Raw genomic sequence first — 25058 nt, 5'->3', positions numbered from 1 at the left:
AGGTTTTAAAAAGCTGTTTTTTCTATTAGTTCTTTGTTTTATCGGGATATGGAGGACGCTTAACTTCTTTAGGCGGATTTTCCTTTAATTGCTGCATTACTACTTCAATTGCCTTTTGAAGTTGAGGATCCTTTCCTGCAATGACTTCTTTGGGAAGTTGTTCTACCTCAATATCAGGGGCAACGCCTTCATTCTCCACTTTAAAACCTTCTTCAGTATAAAATGCAACGTTTGGCGCAGTCACAATTCCGCCGTCGATGAATTCAGGGTAGCCCAATACTCCTACGAGTCCTCCCCAGGTTCTTTTTCCGATGATAGTTCCCATATTGAATTTACGAAACATCCATGGCAGGTAATCCCCTCCCGAACCTGCGGTTTCATCAATAAGCATTACTTTGGGTCCTTGTATCGATGCACTCGGGGATTTGAGGTCATCACCATATCTAAAGTTCCAGTTTGCCTGGTGAGGTCTTTTTAAGAGATCGATATAATAGTCTGCCAGTTGGCCGCCCCCATTAAATCTTTCATCAATGATCACAGCCTTTTTATTAGCCTGTGGAAAGAAATAGCGTTTGAAGTATTCATGACCCGCATCGGCAGTGTTAGGAACGTAAACATAAGCTACCTGTCCATTGGTTGCTTCGTTTACCTTTTTGATGTTCCCTTCAATCCAATCCCTGTTTCTTAGAGCCCATTCAGAATCAATAGGGGTGACTTTTTCTGTTCTGGAATTGCTCATAGAGGGAGAAGAACTCACGGTGAGGTTGACCAGTTTGCCTGCTGTATTTTCAAAAAAGCGGAAAAGATTGTCATTCGCTGTTACTTCTTCCCCGTTCACTGCAAGAATGTAGTCTCCTTCATTGACATCCACTCCCGGTTCGGTGAGCGGCGAGCGCATGTCCGGGTTCCAATTCAAGCCGCCATAGATCTTTTTGATCCTGTATCTCCCGTTCTCTACTTTATAGTCGGCACCCAATAATCCTCCTTTAATATTCTCCGGTTCTTCAAAGTCATCGCCTCTGCTGGAGAATCTATGATGTCCAACTCCCAATTCGCTGAACATCCACTCCATGACCTGGTAGAGATCATCGCGTGTGGTAAGATGCGGTAGGAACTGGCCGTACTTTTCTTTCATGGCGTCCCAATCCACCCCATGCATTCCCGGATCATAGAAATAGTCCCTGTTCACTCTCCAGGCTTCGTTGAAGATATTCTGCCACTCGTCCCGCGGATCTATCTTCACCTGCACTTCTCCTAATGCCAAAGCAGGCTTATCGGGTTTCTTGCCCAAAGTGGCTATTCCGAACTTATTCTTCAGCTGGTAGAGTACCTTTTCTCCGTTAGCCGAGACTTCAAAGTTCGATGCAGGCATAATAAGGGTATCCTTCTTTTCCTTTAGATCATACTTTCTTAGGCTTCCGGGGACATTTTCATGATACGGAAACTGGAGGTAGTACAACTGACCTTCGGCCGGGGCTTCAAGATTGGTATAAGCTCCCGCCGGAACCGGAATATCAACCATCCGGTACTCCAGGTCTTCAAAATCTATTTTTAGAGGTTTGACCTCAGGCTTCTTATCTGCTTCTTTATCCTTTTTCTTCTTTTTTTCTTCTTCTTCCTGTTGCTGAATTACCTCTACGTCATTCTCCTTAAAAAAGGGAGAAACTACATCCTTCTGAAGGGTGACCAGGTACATTGAACTACTCATCTCCATGTCCTGGTTAGACTGGTCGAACCAGTTGACCACAGGCCCGGCATCTGTAGAAGCCAGCATGTAAAGATATTTTCCGCTTGGGTCGAATTCAGGACTCGTCACATTCGAGAAACCATCGGAAATTGGCCAGGATTTATTTTCTGAAAGTGAGTAGACAAAAGCCTGCTCAAATTGTGTGTTTGTAATTGTAGTGTAGGTGATCCAGTTGGAGTCATGCGACCAGTCCCCAAAGAGATCCCGAAATACTCCGGGAGTGTAGAGAACATCTGAAGCTATTTTTGCAACCCTGTCTTTGTCCCGGTTGTATACGTAAAGACTGCGGCTATTATCAACAAAGGCTATCTTCTTACTGTCCGGGGACCAGTGCGGATATGCATAAAATCCTGCACCGTCTAACTTCACCTTCTTTACTACTTTGTTCTCGCTTTGGTCGTAAAGATGTAAAGCGTATTCTCCTGATTCATCGGAGAAGTAAGCTATGGTTTTACCATCGGGTGACCAGGCAGGGAATTTTTCGTGAACTCCTGTGGTATTAGTAAGGTTCATAGGATCGCCTTTTTCGGCCGGAACGGTAATAATGTCTCCTCTATAATCCATCACAACCCTCGCAGCCGATGGAGAGATTGAGGCGCTGCGAACATATTGATCTCCACTTACGAACCGGGGTCTAAGTTCCAGGAGATCTGTAGCGATGCCTACAGTGATTTTTTGTGTCTCCCCGGTCTGTGGGTCGAGCCGGTGAAGGTAACCGGCCTGCTCGAAAATGATCTCATCTTCTCCTGCTGAAAGGTCTGTAACAGGAAAATCCTTAAAGTCTGTATGTTTTAAGACAGCGCCCTCGGCTGGGTCGTAACTGTATATATTAAATTCTCCATCCCGGTCACTTCGAAAGAAAAGTTTTCCATCTAGCCATTGCGGCCTGGTATCATTACTTCCGCCTGCCGGTTTTGGTACCTCTGTCACCTCATAGGTTTCAGGATCATAGATCCAGATCCTGGTAGTGGTTCCGCCGCGATAGTGTTTCCATTGTTCAAAGCGGTCGCCAAGAGGAGTGTAGGCTATTTTGCTGCCATCACTATTATAGCTGGCCCAGTTGGCATGAGGGATCTTTAAAGGTTCAACATTCCCGTTTTCGATATCGACCTGGAATAAACTGCTGTAACGGCTGGTGAAAACATCACGCTGAGATGCGAAGAGAACTTTGGAACCATCGGGTGTGAAATCCCTGACAGCATCGGGATAAGGGTGCCAGGTTAGTCTTTTTGGCACCCCGCCTTCTGTGGGAACGACATATACGTCTATATTTCCGTCGTATTCGGCACTAAAGGCAATAGTCCTGCCATCAGGAGAAAATACAGGACTTCTTTCTACGCCTTCATCTACCGTAAGACGTTTGGGATTTGAGCCGTCCCTGTTTGCCACCCAAAGATCTTCAGCATAAATAAAAGCGATCTTATCTTCACTAGTGGCTGGTTGGGAAAGCAGGCGGGTGTCCTGAGTATTTATCTGGGCATTGCCCACTATTGAAAATAAAAAGAACAGACTGATCGGAAGGTTGATAGGGAATTTCATAGATGCCGGTTTATTATATAATAAATGCACCTGAAGATAAAGAATTTTGTAGGAAAAGAGGTGTCAAAAATGCCATTTTTGACACCTCTACTTTGGTAGAATTTTTTTTACAGGGATTTAAAGTTGTAACCCAGCCCGGAATAATGCTCCAGTACCAGTGGTAGAACTTCTCTTAGGTTTTTTTCGGCTTTATGACTGTCGTGAAAAACGATGACACTCCCGGGGCCGGCATTTTTGATCACGTTATTATAACATCTCTCTGCCGAAAGCTTATGATCATAATCCATGCTCACAATGCTCCACATAACAATCTTATAGCCGAGCTTTTGCAGCTTTTTGGCCTGTACATTCCTTATCTTTCCGTAAGGGGGACGAAAAAAGGGATTTTTAAGGCTCCTTCCTTGAGGCAGCTCACGCTCCATAACCTCCTGTGCCCTGGCTGTGTTCTGAAGATATTCAGCAATTGGGGTTCTCCAGCCATCAAGGTGGTTGTACGTGTGATTTCCCACCACATGACCTTCAGCTAAAACCTGCCGAAAGATCTCGGGATGCTTTTCCACGTTCTCACCAATACAAAAGAAAGTGGCTTTCGCGTTATAGGCTTTCAGCTGTTCCAGTACCCATTCTGTAGCCCCGGGAACAGGACCGTCGTCAAAGGTGAGGTAAAGACTTTTCTCCCCGGCAGGGCCTTCCCAGATCCTGTGGGGGTAGATCCATTTAATGATCCTGGGGATACGTTCTCTCATCTTTTCTGACTCTTCCTACAGCGAATCCTGGATCTCCTGTGGTAAAAGCTCTGCTTCGGTAGCAGGTAATTCTTCAGATGCTTCAGGACTTCCGTAGAAATGCTGGAATAACATGAGATAACGGTTGAATTTATCTGCTTCCTCGCGGGCAAACTCTTCAGTGTCATTCAGGATCAACAGGTCGACAAGGCTTCTGTAGCGTTCGATATCTGTAACCACTTCGCTGCCACGGGCAAACTGCCTGTCCAGATCCAGTGAACTGTAATATGTGAGATTTTCCTGATATTTTTCAGCAACCTGTAAGTATAAGTCTCTTGCCTTTTCCCTTTCGCCTACTTCGTAATACCCCTGTATGAAAGGTTCGAGCAGGGTGTAATACCCAAAATACTCCACCGGCATCTTTTCCATCGCCAGGTCAAGAATGTCTTCTGCTTTCTCCATCTTACCTTCATTGATAAGAGCTTCGGCAAGACGTGCTAAATTGCTGCGGTACGTGATGGCATTTTTACGGGTTTCGGGATCGTAATAAAGATCTGGATCACCCGAGTTCCCCCAGTACCAGTTCATCACGATATCATACATCTTATCTTCATCTATGCGCCCCATGTCAAACGGGTTGCGCGGATTTACAGGAGTCTCAATTGGCACCAGTTTATAAGCCACTCCATCTAACTGAAGGTAGTCTTTCATCCATAGATAATCATCATCCCCAAAGCTGCCACCGGTAAAATAGATAGGACGTTTCCAGTCATTCCCAGCAATGATATCAAGCATTAAAAGCCTGTTCTTGTACAGTATATCTCCTGAAAGCTCAATGATGATCTCGTCAACAATTTCATCTGCATTTTGGGGTTTTACGATCCCATTTTCCAGAACGTTCTCCTTATTTACAGGAATCCTGATGTGTTTTGTGGGGAAGGTGCTTACACTTTGTCCGCTCATCAGTTCAGCATTGGTGCGGGGATCATCACTTGCAATCCAGTTCATCCAGGTCCCAATATCCATAGTATCCTGGGTGATGGGCTGGAACCAAACGGCATCTCTTGTTCCATACCTGTATTGCTCGTGTTGCAGCTGGCCGGGTATAGGTTCGCTTTCCCATGCCTGTCGCTTCATCTGGTCTATATACCAATCGGTTGCAAAGAGGCTGGTATTCACGATACGTACATCGGTGCGATAGCCTTCCACCTGCTGAGCGTACCAGAGGGCAAAAGTGTCATTATCTCCAATGGTGAATAGAATAGCATTTTCATCCAGGCTATCCAGATACATTTTTGCCATTGCAAGCGCAGTGTAGCGGTTAGACCTATCATGGTCATCCCAGTTCTCACTAGCCAGTACTCCCGGCACAGCAAGAAGTGAAATAGAGATAACTACAGGAACTGCGATCTTTGGTTTAAGATAATCTTTCAGCATGTCAAAAAGGGCATAAGCCCCAAAGCCTATCCAGATCGCAAAAACATAGAACGAGCCAACCAGGGCGTAATCTCTCTCCCGTGGTTCAAAGGGTCTCTCGTTGAGGTAAATTTTTAGGGCTATTCCCGTAAAAAGGAAAAACACCAGCAACACCCAAAAGCGCTTTTTATCCCGGCTGTAATGGAAAACCACACCTAAAATTCCTAAAATAAGTGGCAGGAAGTAATAGGTGTTCCTCGCCGGATTGTTCAAAGCATCTGTAGGTAAAAGATCCTGGTTCCCCAGGCGTGCCTCGTCGATAAAGTCAATACCACTTAACCAGTTTCCATCCTGATCTGTGTATTTCCCCTGAATATCATTCTGGCGACCTGCGAAATTCCACATAAAATATCGCCAGTACATGTATCCCATTTGATACTCAAACAGGTAATTCAAATTTGATCCAAAGGAAGGTTTTTCTATATCCAGGTACTCCCTGAAACGGCGTAGGAAAGAGTCATACTGCTCGTAATCTACATTCCCCTGATTAAAGTTCCTTTTAAATTCATTCACAGCCTTTATAAGCTGCTCTTCTTGTTGATATTCGGGTTTGATAGTGAAGTCAAGCGGTCCGGTAAACTCCATATAATTTGAAGCGTGTTCTGTACTCCACATACGTGGCAGGACAGCTTTGTGGTCATCATCGGTATTTTGCTTGGCATTTTTGTAATCGTTCACAATCACATACTTTCCTGCAGCTTCATCCTTCTCGTACTTAGGCTTATCGTCTATGTAAGGATTGTTTTCATCAAGTCCGCTGTAGATCTCGGTGAACTGTGGTCCGTAGAACAAGTGGGTTTCGGGATATTGTTCGCGGTTGTAATATGCAAGAAGCTCCCGTGCGTTGTTCGGGTTGTTCTCATTTATGACAGTATTGGCATTGGCTCTAATCGGTAGCATTACCCATGAAGAGAATCCAATAAAAATGAACAGGATGCACAGCAGTAAGGTGTTTAGCTGATAGTATTTCTTGCTTCGGGTATACTTGAGTCCGAAGTAAAAGGCTGCGATCAATACCAGAGCGGTAAATATAGTTCCCGAATTGAAAGGAAGGCCCAGCGTGTTTACAAAGAAGATCTCTGTGGCCGAAAACAGGACGAGCGAATAGGGTAAAAGTAGCTTAAAAATGAACATAAGTACCGCTACTACCACGATGTTGGCAATGATGAAATTCTTGACCGTAATCTTAGAGAAGTTCTTAAAGTAATAAAGGAAGCCAATGGCTGGAATGGTAAGAAGTCCCATAAAATGGACTCCAAAAGAAAGTCCTATAATAAATGAAATGAGGATCACCCAGCGGTTGCCTCTTGGAGCAAACATATCCCGTTCCCAAAGCAGTCCCAGGTAAAAAAGTATAGCCATAAGGAAAGTCGCCATTGCATAAACTTCGGCTTCCCCGGCATTGAACCAAAAGCTGTCTGTAAAGGTAAAGGCAAGGGATCCAACCGCGGCGCTTCCAAGAACAGCAGCTTTTTTTGAAGAAGAGATCTCAGTCACAGGTCCGGAGATCTTCAGCAGTAATAGAACTATTGACCAGAACATGAACAAAATAGTAAAGGCACTGGCAAAGACCGACATGAGGTTCACCATATAGGCTACCTGCGAAGGTTCACTGGCAAAAATGGAGAAAAAGGCGCCCATCATTTGATATAAAGGTGCTCCCGGAGGGTGGCCTACTTCGAGGTTTGAAGAAGTTGCAATATATTCTCCCGCATCCCAAAAACTAAGGGTGGGTTCTACGGTGAGCCAGAATGTGGTAAGTGCTATAAGAAAAACTAACCAGCCCAGAATTTTATTCCACCTGGTAAAGTTGAAATTGGTCATAGAAATGAGTTTGAGAACTGTGGCGAATTTAAGAATAATTAAGCTATTGTAGGAAGAACGATTTTCAAAAGAAAATATTTTGAAATTACAGCTGCATAAGGCTTTAGGCTTCCCGGAAGAGTAGCGAAAAGAGAGGTCTTAAAAATGCCTTTTTTGAAAAGAATTTTTTTTCTGTGTTTTACCGAAAGAATTCGAAAAAAATATTTGTACAAGCCAAAGTTTGTTTTAAATTTGCATCCGCATTACAGCAATGGCCTATGGTGTAACTGGCAACACGTCTGATTTTGGTTCAGAAGAGTCTAGGTTCGAGCCCTAGTAGGCCAACTGAAATGAAAAACCCCGAACTTTTGTTCGGGGTTTTTGTTTTTATAAGAATTAACAGGGCGGGAAGCCTGTCCCGGGTTGTCTACGACAGGAGCTTATAGTAAAGGGAAGACGTGGTAGGCCGACTAAGTGAGGCCCATCGAAAGTTGGTTTCTTTATGCCTTATCTATTAGGGCGAAATGGGGAAGGATTTTCCGGTAAGCCAATTGAATGAAACCCTTCGTATAATTTTTTATGCTGTAAGGCTTTATAGCCGGACTGTGTCTAAGTCTCGACCTTTTAATTTCTCACCTGCACCATAAAAAAAGCCCCGGAAGTACCGGAGCTTAGATCGTAAAGCCACATTCCAAAATTTTTCTATGCCACTTGAGACAGTGCTACCGGGATATGATTATAATAATTCAGGGAGCTTTGGTAAAAGTTAAGGCTTCTTTTATCTTTTTTTATGCAGGATGAAAGGAAACGGTCCAGATCCTGGCATTCGAAATTCACGGTTGTATACTGGTGATCTGAAACAGGAATCTCTGCTTTTATAGTTTGAAGTTTGTAATCTATCTCCACACGACGAGCCCCAAAATACATTTTTATGATGCCCTTATGCAGGGAACTGAATTTCTCAATTTCCGTTTCACAACTGGTACAACTGCTATGTATGAAATTTTTAAATTCTTCTATTATTTGAGAGGGTTGAAATGATGTCATGAGGCTGATTGGTTTTGGTTAATTATTCTTCTTAACACCGCCTAAATTAAGGCTTGAGGTGTTAAAAATGTTCTAACAAAATGTTGATTAGTAAAGAATTAACAGCTTCCCCCTTTCCTTGTGAAAATATTGGGAGATTTGAAGTGGTAAAAGATCTCTCTCTGCAAAAATTATTTTAACAGATGAGGGAAATTTTCTTTGTAAAAAAATCCTTCAGGAATTATTGTTAATGGGCGTTTAGAGGAAAAGTACTATCTTCAAAAAAAAGGAATTCGTGAGTAGGAAAAAAAAAATTATCTGGATCCTTGGAGTTGTGGCCGGTTTGGTTCTTTTAATGTTCCTGGCCAATTTTTTTGTCAAACAGAAAATAGAACAGGCACTTGATGATCGTTTCAAATCATCTGCGTACGACGAATTATCGGTAAATATCTTCCTTAATGAATTTAGTCTTGAAGGTGTGGAATTCGATCTGGATAGGTTAACTCTTACTGCTGAAAAGATTTCGGCGAGTGGGATTTCCTATTCTAAATACGTATTCAGCAATAAAATTGAGCTTGATGAATTGGAATTTACTTCACCTGAACTGCAATTTTTTCCGGCAGATTCTGCTAAAGAAAACAAATCGGGAAAGGATAGGGAAGTTCTTATTAAAAAAATTTCGGTACAAGATGGAAGTGTGAGTAAAAAGGCTAATGATACAGCCACAGCCAGTTTTTTTGCACATATACCAAAAGCGGTCGTTAAAGATGTGAGGTCAGGAATGCAATTGACAGAGCTTAAGGATTATCATGTTGAGGTCGATACAGCTTACCTAAAGATGAATCCAGAGCATTACATCGATGTGGGGAATTTCTCAGCCAATAATGGACAAGTGGATATTTCCGGTTTTAGGATCTTATCATTCTATCCCAGAAGTGAATTTGATAAGGTCATCCCTTATGAAAAAGATCAGATCAAGCTTCATGTAAAAAGGATTACCCTTGACAGTCTCTCCTGGAAAAAGCAAAGCGATTCTCTCTATCTCACTAATCCCACTATGGTTGTTACTGATGCTGATTTAAATGTCTACAGGAACAAACTTGTTAAAGATGATGCCACAACAAAGCCCCTGTACAGTAAAATGCTTCGGGAGCTGCCATTCTTGCTCAACTTCGATTTGGTAAAGGTGCAGAACAGCGAGATCATTTATGAAGAAAGAGCTAAAGAAGAAGGCGGCCCGGGAATTGTACGGTTTGCCGGGATCAATGGCGAAATTAGGAATCTGCACAATTTGAATTATCTCAAATCACAGCCCAGGATCACAGCCAATGCAGATTTTATGAGAGGCACCCCTGTGAGTATAGACTGGACCTTTCCGGTCTTTGACCCTCAGGACAAATTCCATATCTCGGGTCGCTTTGGGCGCCTGGAGGGTGAAGCTTTGGATCCATTTCTTGTTCCTTCCCTCAATGTGCAGGCCCGGGGAACCCTAAACGAGGTTTACTTTAACTTCTATGGGAATGACGATGTCATGCGGGGAGACTTTAGGATAGACTACAAGGATTTTAAAATAGAACTCCTTAATAAGAGAAAGAATAAAAAAGGATTCTTCAGTGCCATCGCCAATCTCTTTGTGGACAACAACCAGGAACCCGATGAAGGTGGAGGACAAGACGTGAGAGTAGAAAGAACCAAAGACAGGTCCTTCTGGAACTATGTGTGGAAAGGTCTGCGCGAAGGTTTGATCGATGCTGTAGGTCAGCTCTAAATAATATTATTTTCTGCTTCGGAAATATTCCATTTAATAGGATTATTTCCTATTTTTGCTGAAAATGATCCTGAATGAACTATGAGCGTATTAAGGAAAAGCTAAGTATCCTGGCCGATGCTGCGAAATATGATGTATCCTGTTCTTCCAGCGGAAGCAAACGAAAAAATACCACTAAAGGCCTTGGAGATTCCTCGGGCATGGGGATTTGTCATTCCTATACCGAGGATGGTCGTTGCGTTTCTCTTTTAAAGATCCTGCTCACCAATCACTGCATCTTTGACTGCGCCTATTGCGTCACCCGAAAAAGCAATGACATTAAACGGGCAGCTTTTAAGGTGCAGGAAGTAGTTGACCTTACCATATATTTTTATCGCCGAAATTATATTGAAGGCCTCTTCCTTAGCTCCGGAATCTTTAAAGATGCAGATTATACCATGGAGCGACTTATCCAGGTGGCAAAAAAGCTAAGGCTGGAAGAGAACTTCAACGGCTATATTCACCTCAAATCCATTCCCGGGGCAAGCGACGAACTAATGAGGGAAGCCGGGCTGTACGCGGACCGGCTGAGTGTGAATATCGAGATCCCAACCAAGAGCGGATTAAAACTATTGGCCCCCGATAAAAAGCATGAAGATTTCATCAAGCCTATGGAAAAGGTAAAAAATGAGATCGTGCAGTACAAACAGGAGAGCAGGCTAATAAAAAGTACCCCAAAGTATGCACCTGCCGGCCAGAGCACCCAAATGATCGTTGGAGCTTCGGGGGAGAGCGATCGCGATATCATGTATTCGGCAACCTATTTCTACAAAAAGTACAATATGAAACGGGTGTATTATTCGGGATACATACCTGTAGCCGAAGATCCCAGGTTACCGGCGCTGGGGAGTCAGGTGCCATTGCTCAGGGAAAACCGGCTTTATCAGACGGATTGGCTGCTGCGCTTTTACGGCTTTGACGTGAGGGAGCTGCTAAATGAGCAGAATCTAAACCTCGATCTGGAAGTGGATCCTAAACTCAGCTGGGCATTGCGAAACCGGCATCTTTTTCCGGTAGATGTGAACCGGGTAGAGAAGCAACTGCTGCTTCGGGTGCCGGGGATTGGGTTGAAATCGGTCAACAAGATCCTGCAGGCGAGGAAATTCCGGAAACTTAATTGGGAACACCTCAGGAATATTGGAATAGCCATGAACAGGGCGAAACATTTTATTACCTGCGATTCGAGGGAATTTGAAGTAAAAGAACCTTCCAGCGAGTATCTCAAAAATGTCATTTTAAGCACCTCTTCCGGAAAGTTCAGGAAAGAAATAGGATCTCAATTAAGCCTTTTTTGAGATGGACACCGAAGCTGTATTGACATATGATGGTACGATGTTGGGTTTTCTCACCTGCGTATTTTCAGCCTATGAAGAAAGGCTGAAAGTGATAGCAATTAAGCCTCCGGGAGAGCAGGCTACCCGGGATCTTGTAGCCCAGGCCCGGGAGATAAATACTGTACCCGACAAAGCAAAAAGGGTGTGGACTTCCCTGAAGAAAAAAGCTTCTGCTGCGGGGCTTAGGGATCTAAAATGGGCTTTTTTAAGTGAATTGCCGGGTATTGAAATGCACATGTTCAGCATGATTCGGTATGTCCTTGCAGAAAGTTTGCCGGTAGACAGAGATTTTTCACATCCGGCTGTTTTAAAGGTCTCTCAGGCAGCAAAAATGGTAGGAAGGGAAAAGCACAGGATGGAAGCCTTTGTACGCTTCAGGCTTACGAAAGACGCGATCTACTTCGCAGCTATAGAGCCAGATTTCAATGTGCTTCCCCTCATAAAAACACATTTCAAGAGCAGGTATGCAGATCAAAAATGGATCATCTATGACCTCAAGCGTAATTATGGAATAGCCTATGATCTTTCTGCTGTAGAATACATCACTCTTGACCTGGCTCCGGAAATCGGCATTTCGGGTGCTCCCGAGGCCTTTTTTCATACATCAGAGATCTCATTTCAGGAACTGTGGAAAGAATATTTTACCAGCACCAACATCAAAGGCAGGGCCAACCAAAAATTACATGTGCAACATCTTCCCAAGCGGTACTGGAAATATCTAACAGAAAAGAACCTTCAAAAATGACATTTTTGAGAGGTCTGCTGCGTGTCGATCTTCGGGATAAAAAGTTATGTTATTTTAAATGTTTAATCGACTGAAAGTAAGTATAGTCCATGGTTTATGAAGGAAAGCTGGTAAGAGTCACCTTGTTAAAATTCCCTAAAATTTTTAGGGAAAGCCAAATCTAATGGTAAGATTTGCGTTCTGTTTTCTAACACATAAAACCCAAATCTATGTTACTTAAAAAAATTTTTAAATCTACTTTGTTAAGTTTGTTTGCGATCCTACTCGTTGCCTGTTCCCAGGATGAGGAGGGGATGAACGAGGAAAAACAGCTGTCTTCTACAAAAATTTACATCACAGATTCGCCGGTTGATAATCCTGAGATAAAAGGAGTGTTTATCACAGTTGCCGAAGTACAGGTGAATGGCAAGGCCCTCGAGGGTTTTTCCAAATCTACTATCGAGATAAGCAGTCTTACAGAGGGTAAGACAAAGTTGCTTGGGAATGTTGACCTGGAAACAGGATCTACTTCAAACGTGGTGCTTATTCTTGAAGAGAATGCTTCGGGGAGCGCACCGGCCAATTATGTTTTGACTAATAATGGTGAAAAGAAAGCGCTTTTATCTTCGGTTGGTCGAATTGAAGTAAATGATAAGACAGAGATCCTGGAGGCTGAGCAGAATGAGCTAATTCTTGATTTTGACCTGCGAAAGAGCATTGTTCAAAATTCTGAAGGCAATTACTCTTTTGTTGGTTCAGGAAAACTCTCTAATAGTATTCGCGTGGCTAATCGCGCCAAGACAGGTACTATTGTAGGTAATATTTCCAATTATTCGGCTGCCGGGGCAGAAGCAGTAGTTGTATACGCCTACAGAGCCGGCTCTTATAGTGAAAGTGAAGCAGAAGCCGGTGGAAGTGCAGCAGCAGCTTTTTCTAATGCGGTTACCAGTACTGCTGTAGCCGAGGCGGGAGGAGACTTTTCCCTGCACTTTCTCGAAGAAGGGCAATATGAGCTAATTTTCGCATCTTATGAAGATGAGGATAACGATGGAAAGCTCGAGTTTCAAGGTCAATTAGACATGGATCTCACAGGAGAACTGAATCTTAATCAGGTAATGGTAGAATCAAACACTACCGTCAATTTAAACCTGGCTATTCAAGGTTTCCTCAACTTATAAAAATAGATACAAATCAGAGATTTAGGCTGCACCTTAAGTGCAGCCTTTTTTTTATCGAAGAGAAAAACCCTCAATAAGAATGTGGGGCTATGGCAGGCATTTTAAAAACGCCACTTTATATACCGTGAAATGGTGAAGACATCATCCTTCCATGCGACATTGGCAATATTCTACAGTAAAGAAGCTTCAAAAAATGACATTTTTGGGAGATATTGGAATTGAGACCTTTTTGACCTGATTAAGATCATATTATAGACTGAATGAGGCTGGTACTTTTGCATCTAATTAATAGGTATGAGCACATCTTTAATTCAGAAGTACAACGTTCCCGGCCCCAGGTATACCAGTTATCCTACGGTGCCCTATTGGGACGAAGCTGCATTTACAGTAGGAACATATAAAGAGCGTCTAAAAAAGTCATTTTTGGAGAGCAACAGTAAAGAAGGGATAAGCCTTTATATCCACCTTCCTTTTTGCGAGAGCCTCTGTACTTTTTGCGGCTGCAATAAACGTATCACAAAGCGGCATGAGGTGGAGTCGCCTTACATTGCGGCCCTGCTGGAGGAATGGGACCTTTATATGAACCTGCTGGAGGAAAAGCCGGTCATAAAAGAGATCCATCTTGGCGGCGGAACCCCCACTTTTTTCTCCCCCAAAAACTTAAAGATCCTTCTTAACGGCCTCTTTAAAAAATCCGACAGGGCAGAGGAGTTCGATTTTAGTTTTGAAGGCCATCCCAATAATACTAAGCAGGAGCATCTAAAATTGCTTTACGATCTCGGGTTTTCGCGTGTAAGTTATGGCGTGCAGGACTACAATATGGAGGTCCAGCGGGCTATTCACAGGTTTCAGCCATTCGTGAACGTGAAGAATGCGACAGAGCAGGCGCGGGAGATCGGCTATACTTCTGTAGGACATGATCTTATTTTTGGTTTGCCTTTCCAAACTGTGGATCATATTCGGGAAACTATTGAGAAGACCAAAGAATTGATGCCAGACAGGATCGCTTTTTACAGCTATGCTCATGTGCCATGGATCAAAGGCAACGGGCAGCGTGGATTTAATGAGGAAGATCTGCCCCCGGCTGCTGTGAAGCGGGAGATGTATGAAGTAGGAAAGCAAATGCTGAGCGAGGCCGGCTATGTAGAAGTGGGAATGGATCATTTCTCCCTAAAGACAGATTCGCTTTACAAAGCAATGGAGAATAAGAAGCTGCACCGTAATTTCATGGGCTACACTTCTTCTAAAACAAAAGTGATGATAGGTTTGGGTGTCTCTTCCATAAGTGACAGCTGGACCGGGTTTGCTCAGAATGTAAAGACCATTGAAGAATATTATGACCTCCTGGAGAAAAATGAACTGCCTCTTTACCGCGGACATATACTCTCTGCTGAAGATGAAAAACTCCGGAAACACATTCTCAATCTAATGTGTAACCTGGAGACTTTATGGAAAGAAGACGCTATGAAATTCCCTGAACTTCCTGGAGTACTCATTAGCCTGAAGGAAATGCAAGCCGATGGTCTCCTGGAATTTGGAGAGGAGCAGCTACTGGTAAAAGAAGCCGGACGGCCATTTATCAGGAATATCTGTATGGCATTTGACCTGCTGCTTCAAAGAAGTAAACCTGGAACGAGGTTGTTCTCGATGACGGTTTAACAGGATTCAAGCTTTAAGGTTCAAAATTTAAGATTCCTTCGTCTTTGCGAAGGAGTTTTTTTATAATTTGATGCTTAGAATTTGGAGATTCCGGTTATTTCTCTCTACTCATAAAAATGTTCAGGAACAGGTTGTGCGCCATATTTCTTGCACGGTTCTTTGCAATATTGGCTCTTTCCCCTTCAAATAATTCATCAATTGTTTGAAACCACAAATTCAGCCATTCTCCAAAATGTGCCTGTTCTATACTGTTGTTAAATTCTCTGTCCACGTCTTTATGGGCTCTCATGGGATTACCGCGAAATTTACTAACCATGAAAAGATTCGTTTCCCAGAAGTCGGTTAGTTTTTCGAGGTGGGCAGGCCAGTCCTCAATTGTATCATTAAAAAAATGACCAATCTTTTCATTTGCCCTTACCTTTATATAAAAAGAAGAAACCAGGAGATATACATCCTCCCGGTTTTGAATATCATTTTTCATGAGGTTTCTTAGTATCGCATCCAAACATTTATCAAAAGTAAGATACTGCTTAACGTCATACTAAAGATCAAGCTATTAAAAACAAACTTTGATCTCATCTGTGCCAATACCGATACAAGATAGGTGAGCGTTCCTACCAATACCAGGAATAACTGGAACATCTGCACAAAATCATGACCGTTCATTAAGATGACCATAGCTGCGGCAGCACCAAAACAGGTGGTAAGAACTATGGCTACAGCCGAATAACCTACGAACAGGTCGTCAAAATCTTTGTAAAGTGTGTTGTAAAGTCTCATACCCTTGTTTTTAATTGAAGGGTAAAATTAATGGGATAGGAGAGGAGAAGATATGATCGGGATCATAAAACAAGACATTCTTGTCTCTATTGAAGATATATAAGAGTCTAAAGATGAGATTTTAACGGAAGATCTTTCTCTTTTTGATCTGTACTTCTCCTTTTTTCTCAAGGGATTTAGAAGCTCTTATTACAGTTTCAACACGCAGCCCTGTTAGATCTGCTAGTTGTTGCCGGGTAAGGTCCAGGCGATAAGTGAACCGGCCTTCGACTTTGTTGATCTGTTTCAGATAATCTATGATTCGCAGGATGCGATGTTCAGGTTCCTGACTGGAAATTTCAGATACCATGATGGCTTTATAGTAGAGCCTTTTTGCAAGTGTTTCTGTGATCTTGAGATGAACCTTGGGATTGGAAGAAAGCAGCTCCAAAAATTGCTCTTTTGACAGCTGAAAAACTTCGGCATCTGAAAGGGCTTCAGCGTTTGCCGGGTACTTTACGTTTGCCAGGAGCGGAGGTTCCCCAAAACTCTGGCCAATAGAAAAGATGCCCTGGATGAACTCCTTGCCATCTTCATTGTAGTTGTTCATCTTAATTTCCCCTGAAGCAACCTGGTAAAAGTTATTGGCCGATTCCCCTTCCCGGAACAACTGGTCTCCCTTGGAAAAGGTAGCTTTTTTTGCCCCGTGGTTAAGCAACAGGTCTTCATCGATCATAGATCTACTGGTGAGAATTTACAAGCCGAACAAGATCTGCCTTAGGCACTACCCCTGATTGTCTCCATAGTTGCACACCTTTTTTGAAGAGCATTAGGGTGGGGACCCCGCGTACCTGGTATTTTTCGGCAAGAGATTGATTCTTATTTACATCGATCTTGACGATCTTCACTTTGTCGCCTAAATCGGCTTTTGTCTCTTTGAGGATTGGGGCCAGAGTTTTACACGGGCCGCACCAGTCGGCAAAGAAATCTACCAGAACAGGTTTATCGTCATTGATGATCTCACTAAAAGCACTTTTCATATTTTTTCTTTTTTAAGCATTTTAAAGGTACTCAAAAATGGCATTTTTCGAAAGCTTTTTAGCTTAACGGGTTTTATTTATGCGGTAATAAGCTTCCTCTTCCAATTCCTGCCTGTGATCTGGGTGAGCAATGGAAATGAGGGCTTTTGCCCGTTGTTTTAAGTTCTTTCCGTAGAGATTTACAACACCATACTCGGTGGCGATAAAATGTACATGGGCCCGGGTCGTGGTGACACCGGCTCCTTCACGCAAATTGGGGACGATCTTTGAAATTCCTTTGGCTGTAATGGAAGGCATAGCGATAATGGCCTTTCCACCTTCAGAAAGTGAGGCGCCGCGAATAAAATCCATTTGTCCACCAACCCCGGAATATTGATATGTCCCAATAGTATCGGCACAGACTTGCCCGGTAAGATCTATTTCTATAGCGCTGTTGATAGCGGTGACCCTGGGATTTCTTCTAATAATGGCAGTATCATTTGTATATGCCGCTTCTTTAAAATGCACTACCGGATTGTCATCAATAAAATCATATAGTTTTGAAGATCCAAGCGCAAAACAGGTAACAATCTTTCCGGTTTTTACTTCCTTTTCTTCTCCGGTTATGATCCCTTTCTCGATTAGAGGAAGAACTCCGTCGGAAAACATTTCGGTGTGAATTCCCAGCCGTTTATGGTTCATCAGGTTATTGAGCACCACGTTTGGAATACCCCCTATTCCCATTTGAAGGGTAGCGCCGTCTTCAACAAGTTCGGCCACATGTTTTCCTATCTGCTTTTCGATTTCTGAAGGAGCAACAGGTGCATGAGAATGAATAGGTACATCTGTTTCAACTGCAGCAGTGATCCTGCTTACGTGAATAATTCCGTCACCATGGGTTCTGGGAACCTGGGGATTGATCTGTGCGATCACCTTTTTGGCAGTTTGAATGGCAGGCAGAGTAATATCTACTGAAACTCCCAGGGAACAGAAGCCATGTTTATCGGGCGGGGACACCTGAATAAAGGCTACATCCAGAGGTAAAATATTCTTTCTGAACAAAAGATGTATTTCACTCAGGAAGATTGGGATATAAGCTCCATATTCGGAATTTACTGCATCACGAACATTGCCTGCCGCGAAACAGCTATTTAGACAGAACGAATCCCGGTAAGGCGGCTGAGTATATCGCGCAGGGCCTTCAGTATGAATGTGGAAGATCTCTACGTCCTTCAATTCGTTATGCCTGTTTACAAGTGCATCGATCAATACATTGGGGGTCATTGCAGCTCCCTGGAAGAACACTCTGTTTCCAGACTCTACGGATGTGACAGCCTCGGTAGCAGATACAATTTTCATAGAATTATTTTTTTACAAGAAGATTAAAAGCAATATCAATTTCATCTTTCACGACGATCATCCCAAATAGCTTTTTTGGAGCCTCCAATCCGAAGTCTTTAATATTGAGGTGCAGGTTGCCACTAAATTCTGCTATCACAGCATCTTTGACCGTGACAGGTACCTCATATGTTCTTTTTTCACCTGCAATTGTAATCATAACAGTAGCTACACCTTGAGCCGGGGAGGAGAGGGAGACTTTTTGCAATTCCAGTAAGATACGGGGATGTTTATTAGTCTGTAAAAGGTCGTGGAAATCCCTGTTTATTCCTTTACTTCCACAGTCAAAGCCTTTGTTCCTAAGAGCAAGTACTGCTCCTTTAAAATAGATTAGATCTCCTGTTTGATTATAACTCACTACCTGTGATTCTTCCAGGTGAGAGGTGTCAAATTCACATTGGAAAGCTGCAATGTTGGAATCACCTATAATCGTAAGGTTGCTGGATGGTAGTACTGTAACTTCTTTTTTTTGAAAATTTTGCGCGTGCATTATCCCACCGCACAACAGTACCGTCAAAACAAACGCAATTTTTTTCATTCTTTTCAATTTAAAAAAAATGGGGGAATCATCTTCCCCCATTTTCTGGCTAATTCAAACAATTCTTATTGATTAGAAGCTTATCACTGCTTCAATGTTAAATCCATTGAATTGTGCATCGTCATAAACTGTTCCGGCAGGATAATCGTTATACTGCTGGTTTACGTACTCAATCTTTGCAAGAACGTTTTTGGTCATGAACCATCCACCACCTACGTTGAAACGGTTAACTGAAACATCATCATTACTGGCAGTGTTGTATCGTGTACCTACGTAGAAATCTTCATCTTGTCCAAAGCGGTAGATAAGTTCACCTGCAAACTGATTCCAATCATCATTTTCAGTTGATGCATTTTCGTAGATTCCAAAGAACTCAAGTCCGCCTACTTTGATGAATGGGTTGATCATGAAAGAAGTAAGTTCTTCTCCAGTGGCAGGGTTTATTCTACCAGCTCTAAAATCACCCTCTATCACATTGTAGTATCTTGATCCTGCACGGTCACCACTGTAAAGGTATTGTGTAGCTCCTCTTGAACCAACAGGTCTAAATCCAGAGTGAAATACAGATCCTGTCAATCTAAATCTGAAATCTTCAGTAAACTGCTTGTCAAAACCAAGTTTTGCAAGGTATGAAGGATCTCTATCGCTTTCTAAAGAACTCTGGTTAATAGTACTGTTAGTAAAACCTACCATTGCTAACCAGGGACCGTTGAAATAATATACCTCTGCACCAACTTCTGTGGTAAAGGAATCCATTAAGTAGTTACCTACGAACGGGTTGTATAGAGCCATCGCGTTGTCTGACCTTCTAAAGTGAGCGTCACCGTAGTTGTTCTCCATGTGACCAATTTTAATCCTCCAGTTGTCCATAACACCGGCCAGGTCTTCGCTGATCCATTCCAGTCCATCGATTTGAATATATCCACCCTTCACGTATGCTTCAGTATGGTGTTGAGAAGAAAGATACGTTCTCAAGTGCATTCTTAAACCTGAAGCTAAAAGAACGTCAAGATCAAGGTTGGCAGTAGCAAGGTTGAAATTAGTTCCAAGTTCAGCAAGATCATCTTCCCCAGAAGAATTTTCCTGACGTAGTCCCTGTAGTTGAATTGTGGAAGCTCCACCTATTCTTACCTGCACACCATCAAAATCATAATCGGTGTCCTTTGTTGGTTCGAATTCAAGAAGCCCACGTTGATCTGGAGCTCTAAAGTTAGGAAGTTCTCTGTCCCAAATTGTCTTATCCTCTTCTTCTATAACCAAGACATCTACATCTTGTGCTTGTGCCTGAAAGCCCATGGCCATCAAGAGAGCAATACCGGAATATTTAATTAAATTTTTCATTTTGATAAATTAAAAGTTGATAGTTGAATTTTTGAAATTTGTTTTTGAATTAGAATTATTTAGTGAAAACAGTTTGAAATTTGATGTTTACGTCATCTCCCGTGGTAATAGTCCCAAACATAGCCGTTGGAGGATCCACTTTGAACTCGGTCATTTTTATCTTTTTGTTGCCCGTTAGAGTTATCTTGTCACCTGCAACCTTTGCATCGAATATTACTTCAACATTCTTTTTAGTTCCTGAGATAGTCAATACTCCATTGGTGGTGATCTTACATGATGTCTTAGAAGTACAATCAAGATTCTTTACGCTGGCCAATTCATAAGTGATTCTTTTATGATCATCTGTATTAAGAGCCTTGTAGGTGTTTTTATCCATTCCGCCCTTTCCGCTCTTTAGGCTTTCGGCAATTACAGCAAACTGTAATTGGTCAAGTTGCACCAATTGTCCGTCTTCCATTTGAACCTTCATACTTCCCTGGAGCTCTTTTGCATTCATCTCCCAGTCATGTATATTAGAGGTTCCCTCCACTTTCAAACTGGATGCTCCATTATTTACATTAAAGGTCTGAGCTACCAGCGGAGTGGCAGAAAAAACCATCATAAGAAAGCTTCCAATTACTAACCAAAGGTTCTTTGTTGTGTTCATGATATTTGTTTTTTATTATGATACAAAGATGGGGTACAAATGCCTGGTAGATTATGACGCGGGTCAGGTTTTGGTAAGATTCCGGTAACTGTAGAGTGTAATTTTATGATTACTTTCACAATGCCGGTCAAACCTTTATAAATGAAGGGATTAAGGATAAATGTGTCCTAGGAGAGCTTTAAAAAGGTGATGGCGCTCATATTTGAAGAGCTTTTAGGACAAACGAAGCTGTATGAGAAGAAACCTCTGGGCAATGAATAAGATTTTTTTAACTTTTCGTTAAGAAATTAGGAGTGGCAAAAGACAAAAATATCCGGTTTTCCAGGACGTGGCTGAAAAAAGAAAAGTTGTAACAGCGTTAAGTCTTTAATGGCAGCTGGCTGACGCTTCGACCAGGGTAATGGCGGGAGCAGGGGATAAGTATGGAATTCCCAGACCTAATCCTCTTAGAATAAAGAGGAGTCCTATTAAAAATACAAAAGTTGGAATCAGGCGCTGGATTTTATTTCTAATACCGCCACTTAACAGGCTACTAAAGAAAACTGCTGTAGTCATTAAAGGAATGGTTCCAAGCCCAAAGAGTAGCATGTAGAGGCTTCCCGATACCGTGCTGCCGGAAGCCACTGCACCAAAAACAGCCATATAGACCAGGCCGCAAGGCAAAAATCCATTTAGGAAACCTATAGTAAAGAAGGTATCGGGCGTTCTTTTCTTCAAAGCTGCCCCCATTGATGACTTAACTTTTCCAATAATCCGGTACAAGGGACTCGACAAATTGAATTTTTGAAGTTTTTTCGATGGCAGGAGGATGACCAGGATCATTAGCACACCAATCCCAATTGACAATTGCTGCTGAATGCCAAAAATATTCAGGCTCCTTCCTATCAGGCCAAAAGCAAGACCAATAATACTGTAGGAAAAGAGGCGTCCAAAGTGGTAAAGAAAGATCTGGAAAAACTTGAGCATTTTGTTTTTCCGGGAGACCGGCAGCATAAATGCAATTGGTCCGCACATGCCAATGCAGTGAAAACTTCCCAGTATCCCAAGTATGAACGCAGAATATAACATTAGTAGGTGATATCCTCTTTAAAATAGAATTTTTCGCCCCGGTATTCCCAGTCGATAATTATGTTCCAACGGCCGTCTATCAAGCGGTTATCAGGTACGAGCAATTGATGAGAGGACAAAGAAAGAGGAATTTCAGAGTCCAATTGCTTGTTCGACGGCCGATAAAGGAACACATATCCAAAAATGTCTGAAGGTGCAAGCTCTGCAGGAAAAGTGATCAGCATTCCATCAACAGTTTTCTCCAGGTTTATATTTTCTGATAATCTATCAGCATTTCGGGTCTTATCAAGTTGCTCCTCAAAAGTAAGTTCAGTCTTGTAGTACTCTTCCACCACCAGGTCGTGACTATAACTGTCATCGGTGATCATGGTGATCACGAAGTACATAATAAAAGCTATAAAACCTACAATTGCCATAACTATGGCTGTTCCCCAGGATATCTTCATGATCTATTTTTTAATTACAAGAAAGATGCTGTCTTCCTGCGGTTCTACAGAATGATATTCCCCTATGGGTATGATGTGCTCGTCAAAAAGAGCAAGTTTCACCCTTTTTTCACCTGCTATATAAGTAATGCCTCCTTTGATCACGAGGATCCTTGCAGGAATGTCGCTTTTATGTTCTTTGAGAATTACATCATTGTTAAGGCCAATAGCCAAAACATGAGAGCCTTCTTCCTGTTCAAATCTCCGTACCACCGGCTTTGTTGCGGTTGGTAACTCAGATATTATTTCCTTTACTAACATTCTTCCCACTTTTTATTATTTACCTAAAACTTCTGGGTCCCATAAAATTTGTGCTGGTAGTTTCAATAAGGCTATCTCCATTGTAGATGCCTATCTCAACCCTGTTTTTTTCACTTTCCAGCATTGCCTTGGAGATCTCAATAAATAATGTTCCTTCTGCAAGCCCTTTTTCGGGAACGATGATCTTGTCATGTGTGACAGATTCAATTTTACCATCATGAGACATCAACCTGAAATGCACGTTGTCAAAGCTGCCTGTGGTCTTATTGATGAGCTTAAAGGTGTAAACATTACTTATCTTATTATCATCTTTTGTCTCATAGAGCTGCCCCGGTAGTCGCAGAACAGTGGCTTCGACATCTGACCGTAGGAACAACATTCCGGAGAGGATCCCAACCAATACAACAAGTATTGCGGCAAAACCTTTCATTCTGGGATTAAGCCTGAATTGCTGCTCCTTTTCAATATTTTCTTCAGAATAGAACCCGATAAGCCCTTTTGGAAGGTCCACTTTTTCCATCATGGCATCGCAGGCATCTATACAGGCAGTACAGTTGATACATTCCAGTTGAGTCCCATTCCTGATGTCAATTCCCGTTGGGCAGACGTTTACACATTGAGAACAATCTATACAATCACCTTTTCCAATCTCCTGTCTGTTCTCGTTTTTCCTAAATTTTGCTCTGCCCTGGGTGCGTTCCCCTCTCTTATAATCATAGGCTACAACAACAGATTTTTTATCGAGCAAAACACTTTGGAGCCTTCCATATGGACAGGCTATGGTGCATACCTGCTCCCTAAACCAAGAGAAGATGAAATAGAAAACTCCTGTAAAGATCAATAGTGCAGTAAAGGTGCTGAGGTTCTCCAGTGGTCCCTCTGTGATATACTGCAGTAATCTTTTGCTTCCCACCAAATAGGCAAGAAAGACATTTGCGATCCCGAAGGATATGATAAAGAAGAGGAACCATTTGAATCCTTTCTTCTTCATTTTTTCTGAATTCCACTCCTGTTTATCCAGCCGCATCTGTGCACCACGATCTCCTTCTATCCAATACTCGATCTTCCTGAATACCATTTCCATAAAAATGGTTTGAGGACAGATCCATCCGCAGAAGATCCTTCCAAAGGCCGATGTGAACAGGGTGATGAACAGGACCATAATGATCATTGCGGTCACTCCAATGTAAAAATCCTGTGGCCAGAAAGGCTTCCCAAAGATGTGGAATTCCCGTCCCAGTATATTGAACAGCATGAATTGGTTTCCGTTGATATGAATAAACGGGGACGCAATTAAGAAAAGCAACAGGAACCACGTAACATACGTCCGGTATTTGTAAAACCTCCCATCGGGTTTCTTAGGGTAGACCCAGGCTCGCTTACCTTCTTCGTTTATCGTGCCTATCCTGTCCCTGAAGTTGTTCTCTACCTTTTCCAATTCCTTCTGCTTATCTTCTTAATGAGTAATTATTACTCTGTCCAGATCTCTCCTTCGGCTTCTTTCGGGTTAGCAGGTGTTCTTCCCTGCAGGCTTAAAATGTAACTTGATACTTTCTCTATCTCTGCAGGCTTGAGAGTAGATTTCCAGGCGATCATACCTTTACCTGCACGTCCTCCTTCACTAATGGTCTGGAAAACATTCTTGATTCCGCCACCCAGGATCCAGTGTTCATCTGTGAGGTTGGGGCCAATACCGCCACCACCATCGGCAGAGTGACAAGCCATACAGTTTACCTGGTATATTGCCGCACCTTCTTCCAGATCTCCAGGATCTGTTAAAAGTTCAACATTGTCTGCATCCACAAGATCGGGTGCTGTTTTCTTGTACTCTTCTAAGGCAATTTGGGCAGCGAGCATTTCCTGCTCAAATTCTGCCACCTGACTCTCACCACCCAGGATATGGTAGTAAGCCAAATACCCTGCTGCAAAGATTATCGAAATATAAAAGGAGTACAACCACCATGGTGGAAGCTTATTATCAAGTTCTTTGATGCCGTCGTAGTTGTGATCAAGTTCCAGCTCCCCTTCTTCGGAAATGGGACGGGTTCCTGCCATTTTGCGATAATTCCTTTTGAGATCATATTTTTCCATCCTCCTTTGTTGAGCTACCATATAGCGCTCTTTAGCTTCGGGTGAAAGTGACTGGAACATGATATTCTCAACTGCTCCCAGAATAACTTCAGCAGCTATGAGGAACAACAGGATCACCAATAATACGCCGCCAAGCAAAGGGTACTCAATAAAGGCGTAGTTATCGCCTGAGTCTACAAAATATTCTAGGGCTCCCGCAATGATGAGGAAAAGAACTGAAATCCTTATCCAGGCTGGAATTGCATGTCTCATAATTTCTGGTCGTTATCTGTTTCTAATGGGATTTGTTCTACACTGTGGATGTAATCTTTTTTGGCAGTGAAGACCCACCAAAAAAGTGCTACAAAAAAGAGGAAGAAAATGAGCAGGGAAAGGATCGGATAGATCTCTATCCCCGCTATGCTTTCCATATGTCCTTTTACGAATTTTAGCAT

23 protein-coding genes and 1 tRNA gene are annotated in these 25058 nt (G+C 42.5%); 6 read left to right on the top strand and 18 right to left on the bottom strand.

The genetic code is table 11. From position 1 onward, the window contains the following. Positions 1–25: 25 nt before the first annotated feature. From ACXYMT_RS00955 to ACXYMT_RS00945, 3 genes are all read right to left on the bottom strand, one after another. On the bottom strand, positions 26–3286 hold the full coding sequence (locus ACXYMT_RS00955; RefSeq protein WP_459057223.1) for a S41 family peptidase: 3261 nt from the start codon (positions 3284–3286) through the stop codon (positions 26–28). Between the two features lie 107 nt (positions 3287–3393). Next, entirely contained in the window at positions 3394–4032 is a 639-nt protein-coding gene (locus ACXYMT_RS00950; protein WP_459057222.1) for a polysaccharide deacetylase family protein, read from the bottom strand. 15 nt (positions 4033–4047) lie between these two features. Next, a complete protein-coding gene (locus ACXYMT_RS00945; protein WP_459057221.1) occupies positions 4048–7311 on the bottom strand; it encodes a protein O-mannosyl-transferase family in 3264 nt (1087 codons plus the stop codon). Between the two features lie 251 nt (positions 7312–7562). On the opposite strand from ACXYMT_RS00945, the gene ACXYMT_RS00940 reads away from it, so the two are divergent. Next, a tRNA-Gln gene (locus ACXYMT_RS00940) sits at positions 7563–7635 on the top strand. Between the two features lie 357 nt (positions 7636–7992). On the opposite strand, the gene ACXYMT_RS00935 is transcribed toward ACXYMT_RS00940, so the two are convergent. Beyond that, positions 7993–8337 carry a hypothetical protein gene (locus tag ACXYMT_RS00935; protein WP_459057220.1) on the bottom strand — a complete coding sequence of 115 codons (345 nt, stop codon included), beginning with the start codon at positions 8335–8337 and terminating at the stop codon, positions 7993–7995. 274 nt (positions 8338–8611) lie between these two features. Between ACXYMT_RS00935 and ACXYMT_RS00930 the strand changes: the two genes are divergently transcribed. From ACXYMT_RS00930 to hemN, 5 genes are all read left to right on the top strand, one after another. Next, positions 8612–10084: a hypothetical protein gene (locus ACXYMT_RS00930; protein WP_459057219.1), complete on the top strand. Its 1473-nt coding sequence runs from the start codon at positions 8612–8614 to the stop codon at positions 10082–10084. A gap of 74 nt (positions 10085–10158) precedes the next feature. Then, positions 10159–11418 (top strand): putative DNA modification/repair radical SAM protein, encoded by a 1260-nt coding sequence (locus ACXYMT_RS00925; RefSeq protein WP_459057218.1) that lies wholly within the window; start codon positions 10159–10161, stop codon positions 11416–11418. Between the two features lies 1 nt (position 11419). After that, positions 11420–12202 (top strand): TIGR03915 family putative DNA repair protein, encoded by a 783-nt coding sequence (locus ACXYMT_RS00920; RefSeq protein ID WP_459057217.1) that lies wholly within the window; start codon positions 11420–11422, stop codon positions 12200–12202. Between the two features lie 209 nt (positions 12203–12411). Beyond that, positions 12412–13359, top strand: a complete 948-nt coding sequence (locus ACXYMT_RS00915) for a DUF4382 domain-containing protein (protein ID WP_459057216.1) — start codon at positions 12412–12414, stop codon at positions 13357–13359. 294 nt (positions 13360–13653) lie between these two features. Continuing rightward, positions 13654–15018: an oxygen-independent coproporphyrinogen III oxidase gene (gene hemN, locus ACXYMT_RS00910; protein WP_459057215.1), complete on the top strand. Its 1365-nt coding sequence runs from the start codon at positions 13654–13656 to the stop codon at positions 15016–15018. A 94-nt stretch (positions 15019–15112) separates the two neighbouring features. Here the strand turns inward: hemN and ACXYMT_RS00905 are convergent, their stop codons facing one another. From ACXYMT_RS00905 to ACXYMT_RS00840, 14 genes are all read right to left on the bottom strand, one after another. After that, entirely contained in the window at positions 15113–15499 is a 387-nt protein-coding gene (locus tag ACXYMT_RS00905) for a group III truncated hemoglobin (protein ID WP_459057214.1), read from the bottom strand. 8 nt (positions 15500–15507) lie between these two features. After that, positions 15508–15798 (bottom strand): hypothetical protein, encoded by a 291-nt coding sequence (locus ACXYMT_RS00900; protein WP_459057213.1) that lies wholly within the window; start codon positions 15796–15798, stop codon positions 15508–15510. Positions 15799–15919: 121 nt separating this feature from the next. Continuing rightward, a complete protein-coding gene (locus tag ACXYMT_RS00895) occupies positions 15920–16513 on the bottom strand; it encodes a Crp/Fnr family transcriptional regulator (RefSeq protein WP_459057212.1) in 594 nt (197 codons plus the stop codon). Between the two features lie 4 nt (positions 16514–16517). After that, entirely contained in the window at positions 16518–16817 is a 300-nt protein-coding gene (gene trxA / locus ACXYMT_RS00890; RefSeq protein ID WP_459057211.1) for a thioredoxin, read from the bottom strand. 63 nt (positions 16818–16880) lie between these two features. Further along, complete coding sequence (locus ACXYMT_RS00885; protein WP_459057210.1) at positions 16881–18155, bottom strand: acetyl-CoA hydrolase/transferase family protein; 1275 nt, start codon at positions 18153–18155, stop codon at positions 16881–16883. Positions 18156–18159: 4 nt separating this feature from the next. Continuing rightward, positions 18160–18732, bottom strand: a complete 573-nt coding sequence (locus ACXYMT_RS00880; protein ID WP_459057209.1) for a YceI family protein — start codon at positions 18730–18732, stop codon at positions 18160–18162. Positions 18733–18804: 72 nt separating this feature from the next. Beyond that, entirely contained in the window at positions 18805–20073 is a 1269-nt protein-coding gene (locus ACXYMT_RS00875) for a hypothetical protein (RefSeq protein ID WP_459057208.1), read from the bottom strand. 55 nt (positions 20074–20128) lie between these two features. Next, entirely contained in the window at positions 20129–20719 is a 591-nt protein-coding gene (locus tag ACXYMT_RS00870) for a YceI family protein (RefSeq protein WP_459057207.1), read from the bottom strand. A 366-nt stretch (positions 20720–21085) separates the two neighbouring features. Beyond that, on the bottom strand, positions 21086–21787 hold the full coding sequence (locus tag ACXYMT_RS00865; RefSeq protein ID WP_459057206.1) for a sulfite exporter TauE/SafE family protein: 702 nt from the start codon (positions 21785–21787) through the stop codon (positions 21086–21088). Then, the gene (locus ACXYMT_RS00860) at positions 21787–22233 is read right to left on the bottom strand and encodes a FixH family protein (RefSeq protein ID WP_459057205.1); all 447 of its coding nucleotides are present in this window, start codon (positions 22231–22233) and stop codon (positions 21787–21789) included. Before ACXYMT_RS00860 ends, ACXYMT_RS00865 begins: the two co-directional genes overlap by 1 nt. Positions 22234–22236: 3 nt before the next feature. Further along, the gene (locus tag ACXYMT_RS00855; protein WP_459057204.1) at positions 22237–22533 is read right to left on the bottom strand and encodes a cupin domain-containing protein; all 297 of its coding nucleotides are present in this window, start codon (positions 22531–22533) and stop codon (positions 22237–22239) included. A 19-nt stretch (positions 22534–22552) separates the two neighbouring features. After that, complete coding sequence (gene ccoG, locus ACXYMT_RS00850; protein WP_459057203.1) at positions 22553–23971, bottom strand: cytochrome c oxidase accessory protein CcoG; 1419 nt, start codon at positions 23969–23971, stop codon at positions 22553–22555. A gap of 32 nt (positions 23972–24003) precedes the next feature. Then, positions 24004–24876, bottom strand: a complete 873-nt coding sequence (locus ACXYMT_RS00845; RefSeq protein ID WP_459057202.1) for a cbb3-type cytochrome c oxidase N-terminal domain-containing protein — start codon at positions 24874–24876, stop codon at positions 24004–24006. Further along, a complete protein-coding gene (locus tag ACXYMT_RS00840) occupies positions 24873–25058 on the bottom strand; it encodes a CcoQ/FixQ family Cbb3-type cytochrome c oxidase assembly chaperone (protein ID WP_459057201.1) in 186 nt (61 codons plus the stop codon). Before ACXYMT_RS00840 ends, ACXYMT_RS00845 begins: the two co-directional genes overlap by 4 nt.

The organism is Salinimicrobium sp. CAU 1759, from assembly GCF_054482715.1.
The sequence above is the reverse complement of the archived record's forward strand: the minus strand, read 5'-3'. Positions and strand labels throughout refer to the sequence as shown.

Coding starts and splice junctions, on each gene's coding strand:
- ACXYMT_RS00955 (WP_459057223.1), bottom strand. CDS start 3,286: ATGAAATTCCCTATCAACCTTCCGATCAGTCTGTTCTTTTTATTTTCA.
- ACXYMT_RS00950 (WP_459057222.1), bottom strand. CDS start 4,032: ATGAGAGAACGTATCCCCAGGATCATTAAATGGATCTACCCCCACAGG.
- ACXYMT_RS00945 (WP_459057221.1), bottom strand. CDS start 7,311: ATGACCAATTTCAACTTTACCAGGTGGAATAAAATTCTGGGCTGGTTA.
- ACXYMT_RS00935 (WP_459057220.1), bottom strand. CDS start 8,337: ATGACATCATTTCAACCCTCTCAAATAATAGAAGAATTTAAAAATTTC.
- ACXYMT_RS00925 (WP_459057218.1), top strand. CDS start 10,159: ATGAACTATGAGCGTATTAAGGAAAAGCTAAGTATCCTGGCCGATGCT.
- ACXYMT_RS00920 (WP_459057217.1), top strand. CDS start 11,420: ATGGACACCGAAGCTGTATTGACATATGATGGTACGATGTTGGGTTTT.
- ACXYMT_RS00915 (WP_459057216.1), top strand. CDS start 12,412: ATGTTACTTAAAAAAATTTTTAAATCTACTTTGTTAAGTTTGTTTGCG.
- hemN (WP_459057215.1), top strand. CDS start 13,654: ATGAGCACATCTTTAATTCAGAAGTACAACGTTCCCGGCCCCAGGTAT.
- ACXYMT_RS00905 (WP_459057214.1), bottom strand. CDS start 15,499: ATGAAAAATGATATTCAAAACCGGGAGGATGTATATCTCCTGGTTTCT.
- ACXYMT_RS00900 (WP_459057213.1), bottom strand. CDS start 15,798: ATGAGACTTTACAACACACTTTACAAAGATTTTGACGACCTGTTCGTA.
- ACXYMT_RS00895 (WP_459057212.1), bottom strand. CDS start 16,513: ATGATCGATGAAGACCTGTTGCTTAACCACGGGGCAAAAAAAGCTACC.
- trxA (WP_459057211.1), bottom strand. CDS start 16,817: ATGAAAAGTGCTTTTAGTGAGATCATCAATGACGATAAACCTGTTCTG.
- ACXYMT_RS00885 (WP_459057210.1), bottom strand. CDS start 18,155: ATGAAAATTGTATCTGCTACCGAGGCTGTCACATCCGTAGAGTCTGGA.
- ACXYMT_RS00880 (WP_459057209.1), bottom strand. CDS start 18,732: ATGAAAAAAATTGCGTTTGTTTTGACGGTACTGTTGTGCGGTGGGATA.
- ACXYMT_RS00875 (WP_459057208.1), bottom strand. CDS start 20,073: ATGAAAAATTTAATTAAATATTCCGGTATTGCTCTCTTGATGGCCATG.
- ACXYMT_RS00870 (WP_459057207.1), bottom strand. CDS start 20,719: ATGAACACAACAAAGAACCTTTGGTTAGTAATTGGAAGCTTTCTTATG.
- ACXYMT_RS00865 (WP_459057206.1), bottom strand. CDS start 21,787: ATGTTATATTCTGCGTTCATACTTGGGATACTGGGAAGTTTTCACTGC.
- ACXYMT_RS00860 (WP_459057205.1), bottom strand. CDS start 22,233: ATGAAGATATCCTGGGGAACAGCCATAGTTATGGCAATTGTAGGTTTT.
- ACXYMT_RS00855 (WP_459057204.1), bottom strand. CDS start 22,533: ATGTTAGTAAAGGAAATAATATCTGAGTTACCAACCGCAACAAAGCCG.
- ACXYMT_RS00845 (WP_459057202.1), bottom strand. CDS start 24,876: ATGAGACATGCAATTCCAGCCTGGATAAGGATTTCAGTTCTTTTCCTC.
- ACXYMT_RS00840 (WP_459057201.1), bottom strand. CDS start 25,058: ATGCTAAAATTCGTAAAAGGACATATGGAAAGCATAGCGGGGATAGAG.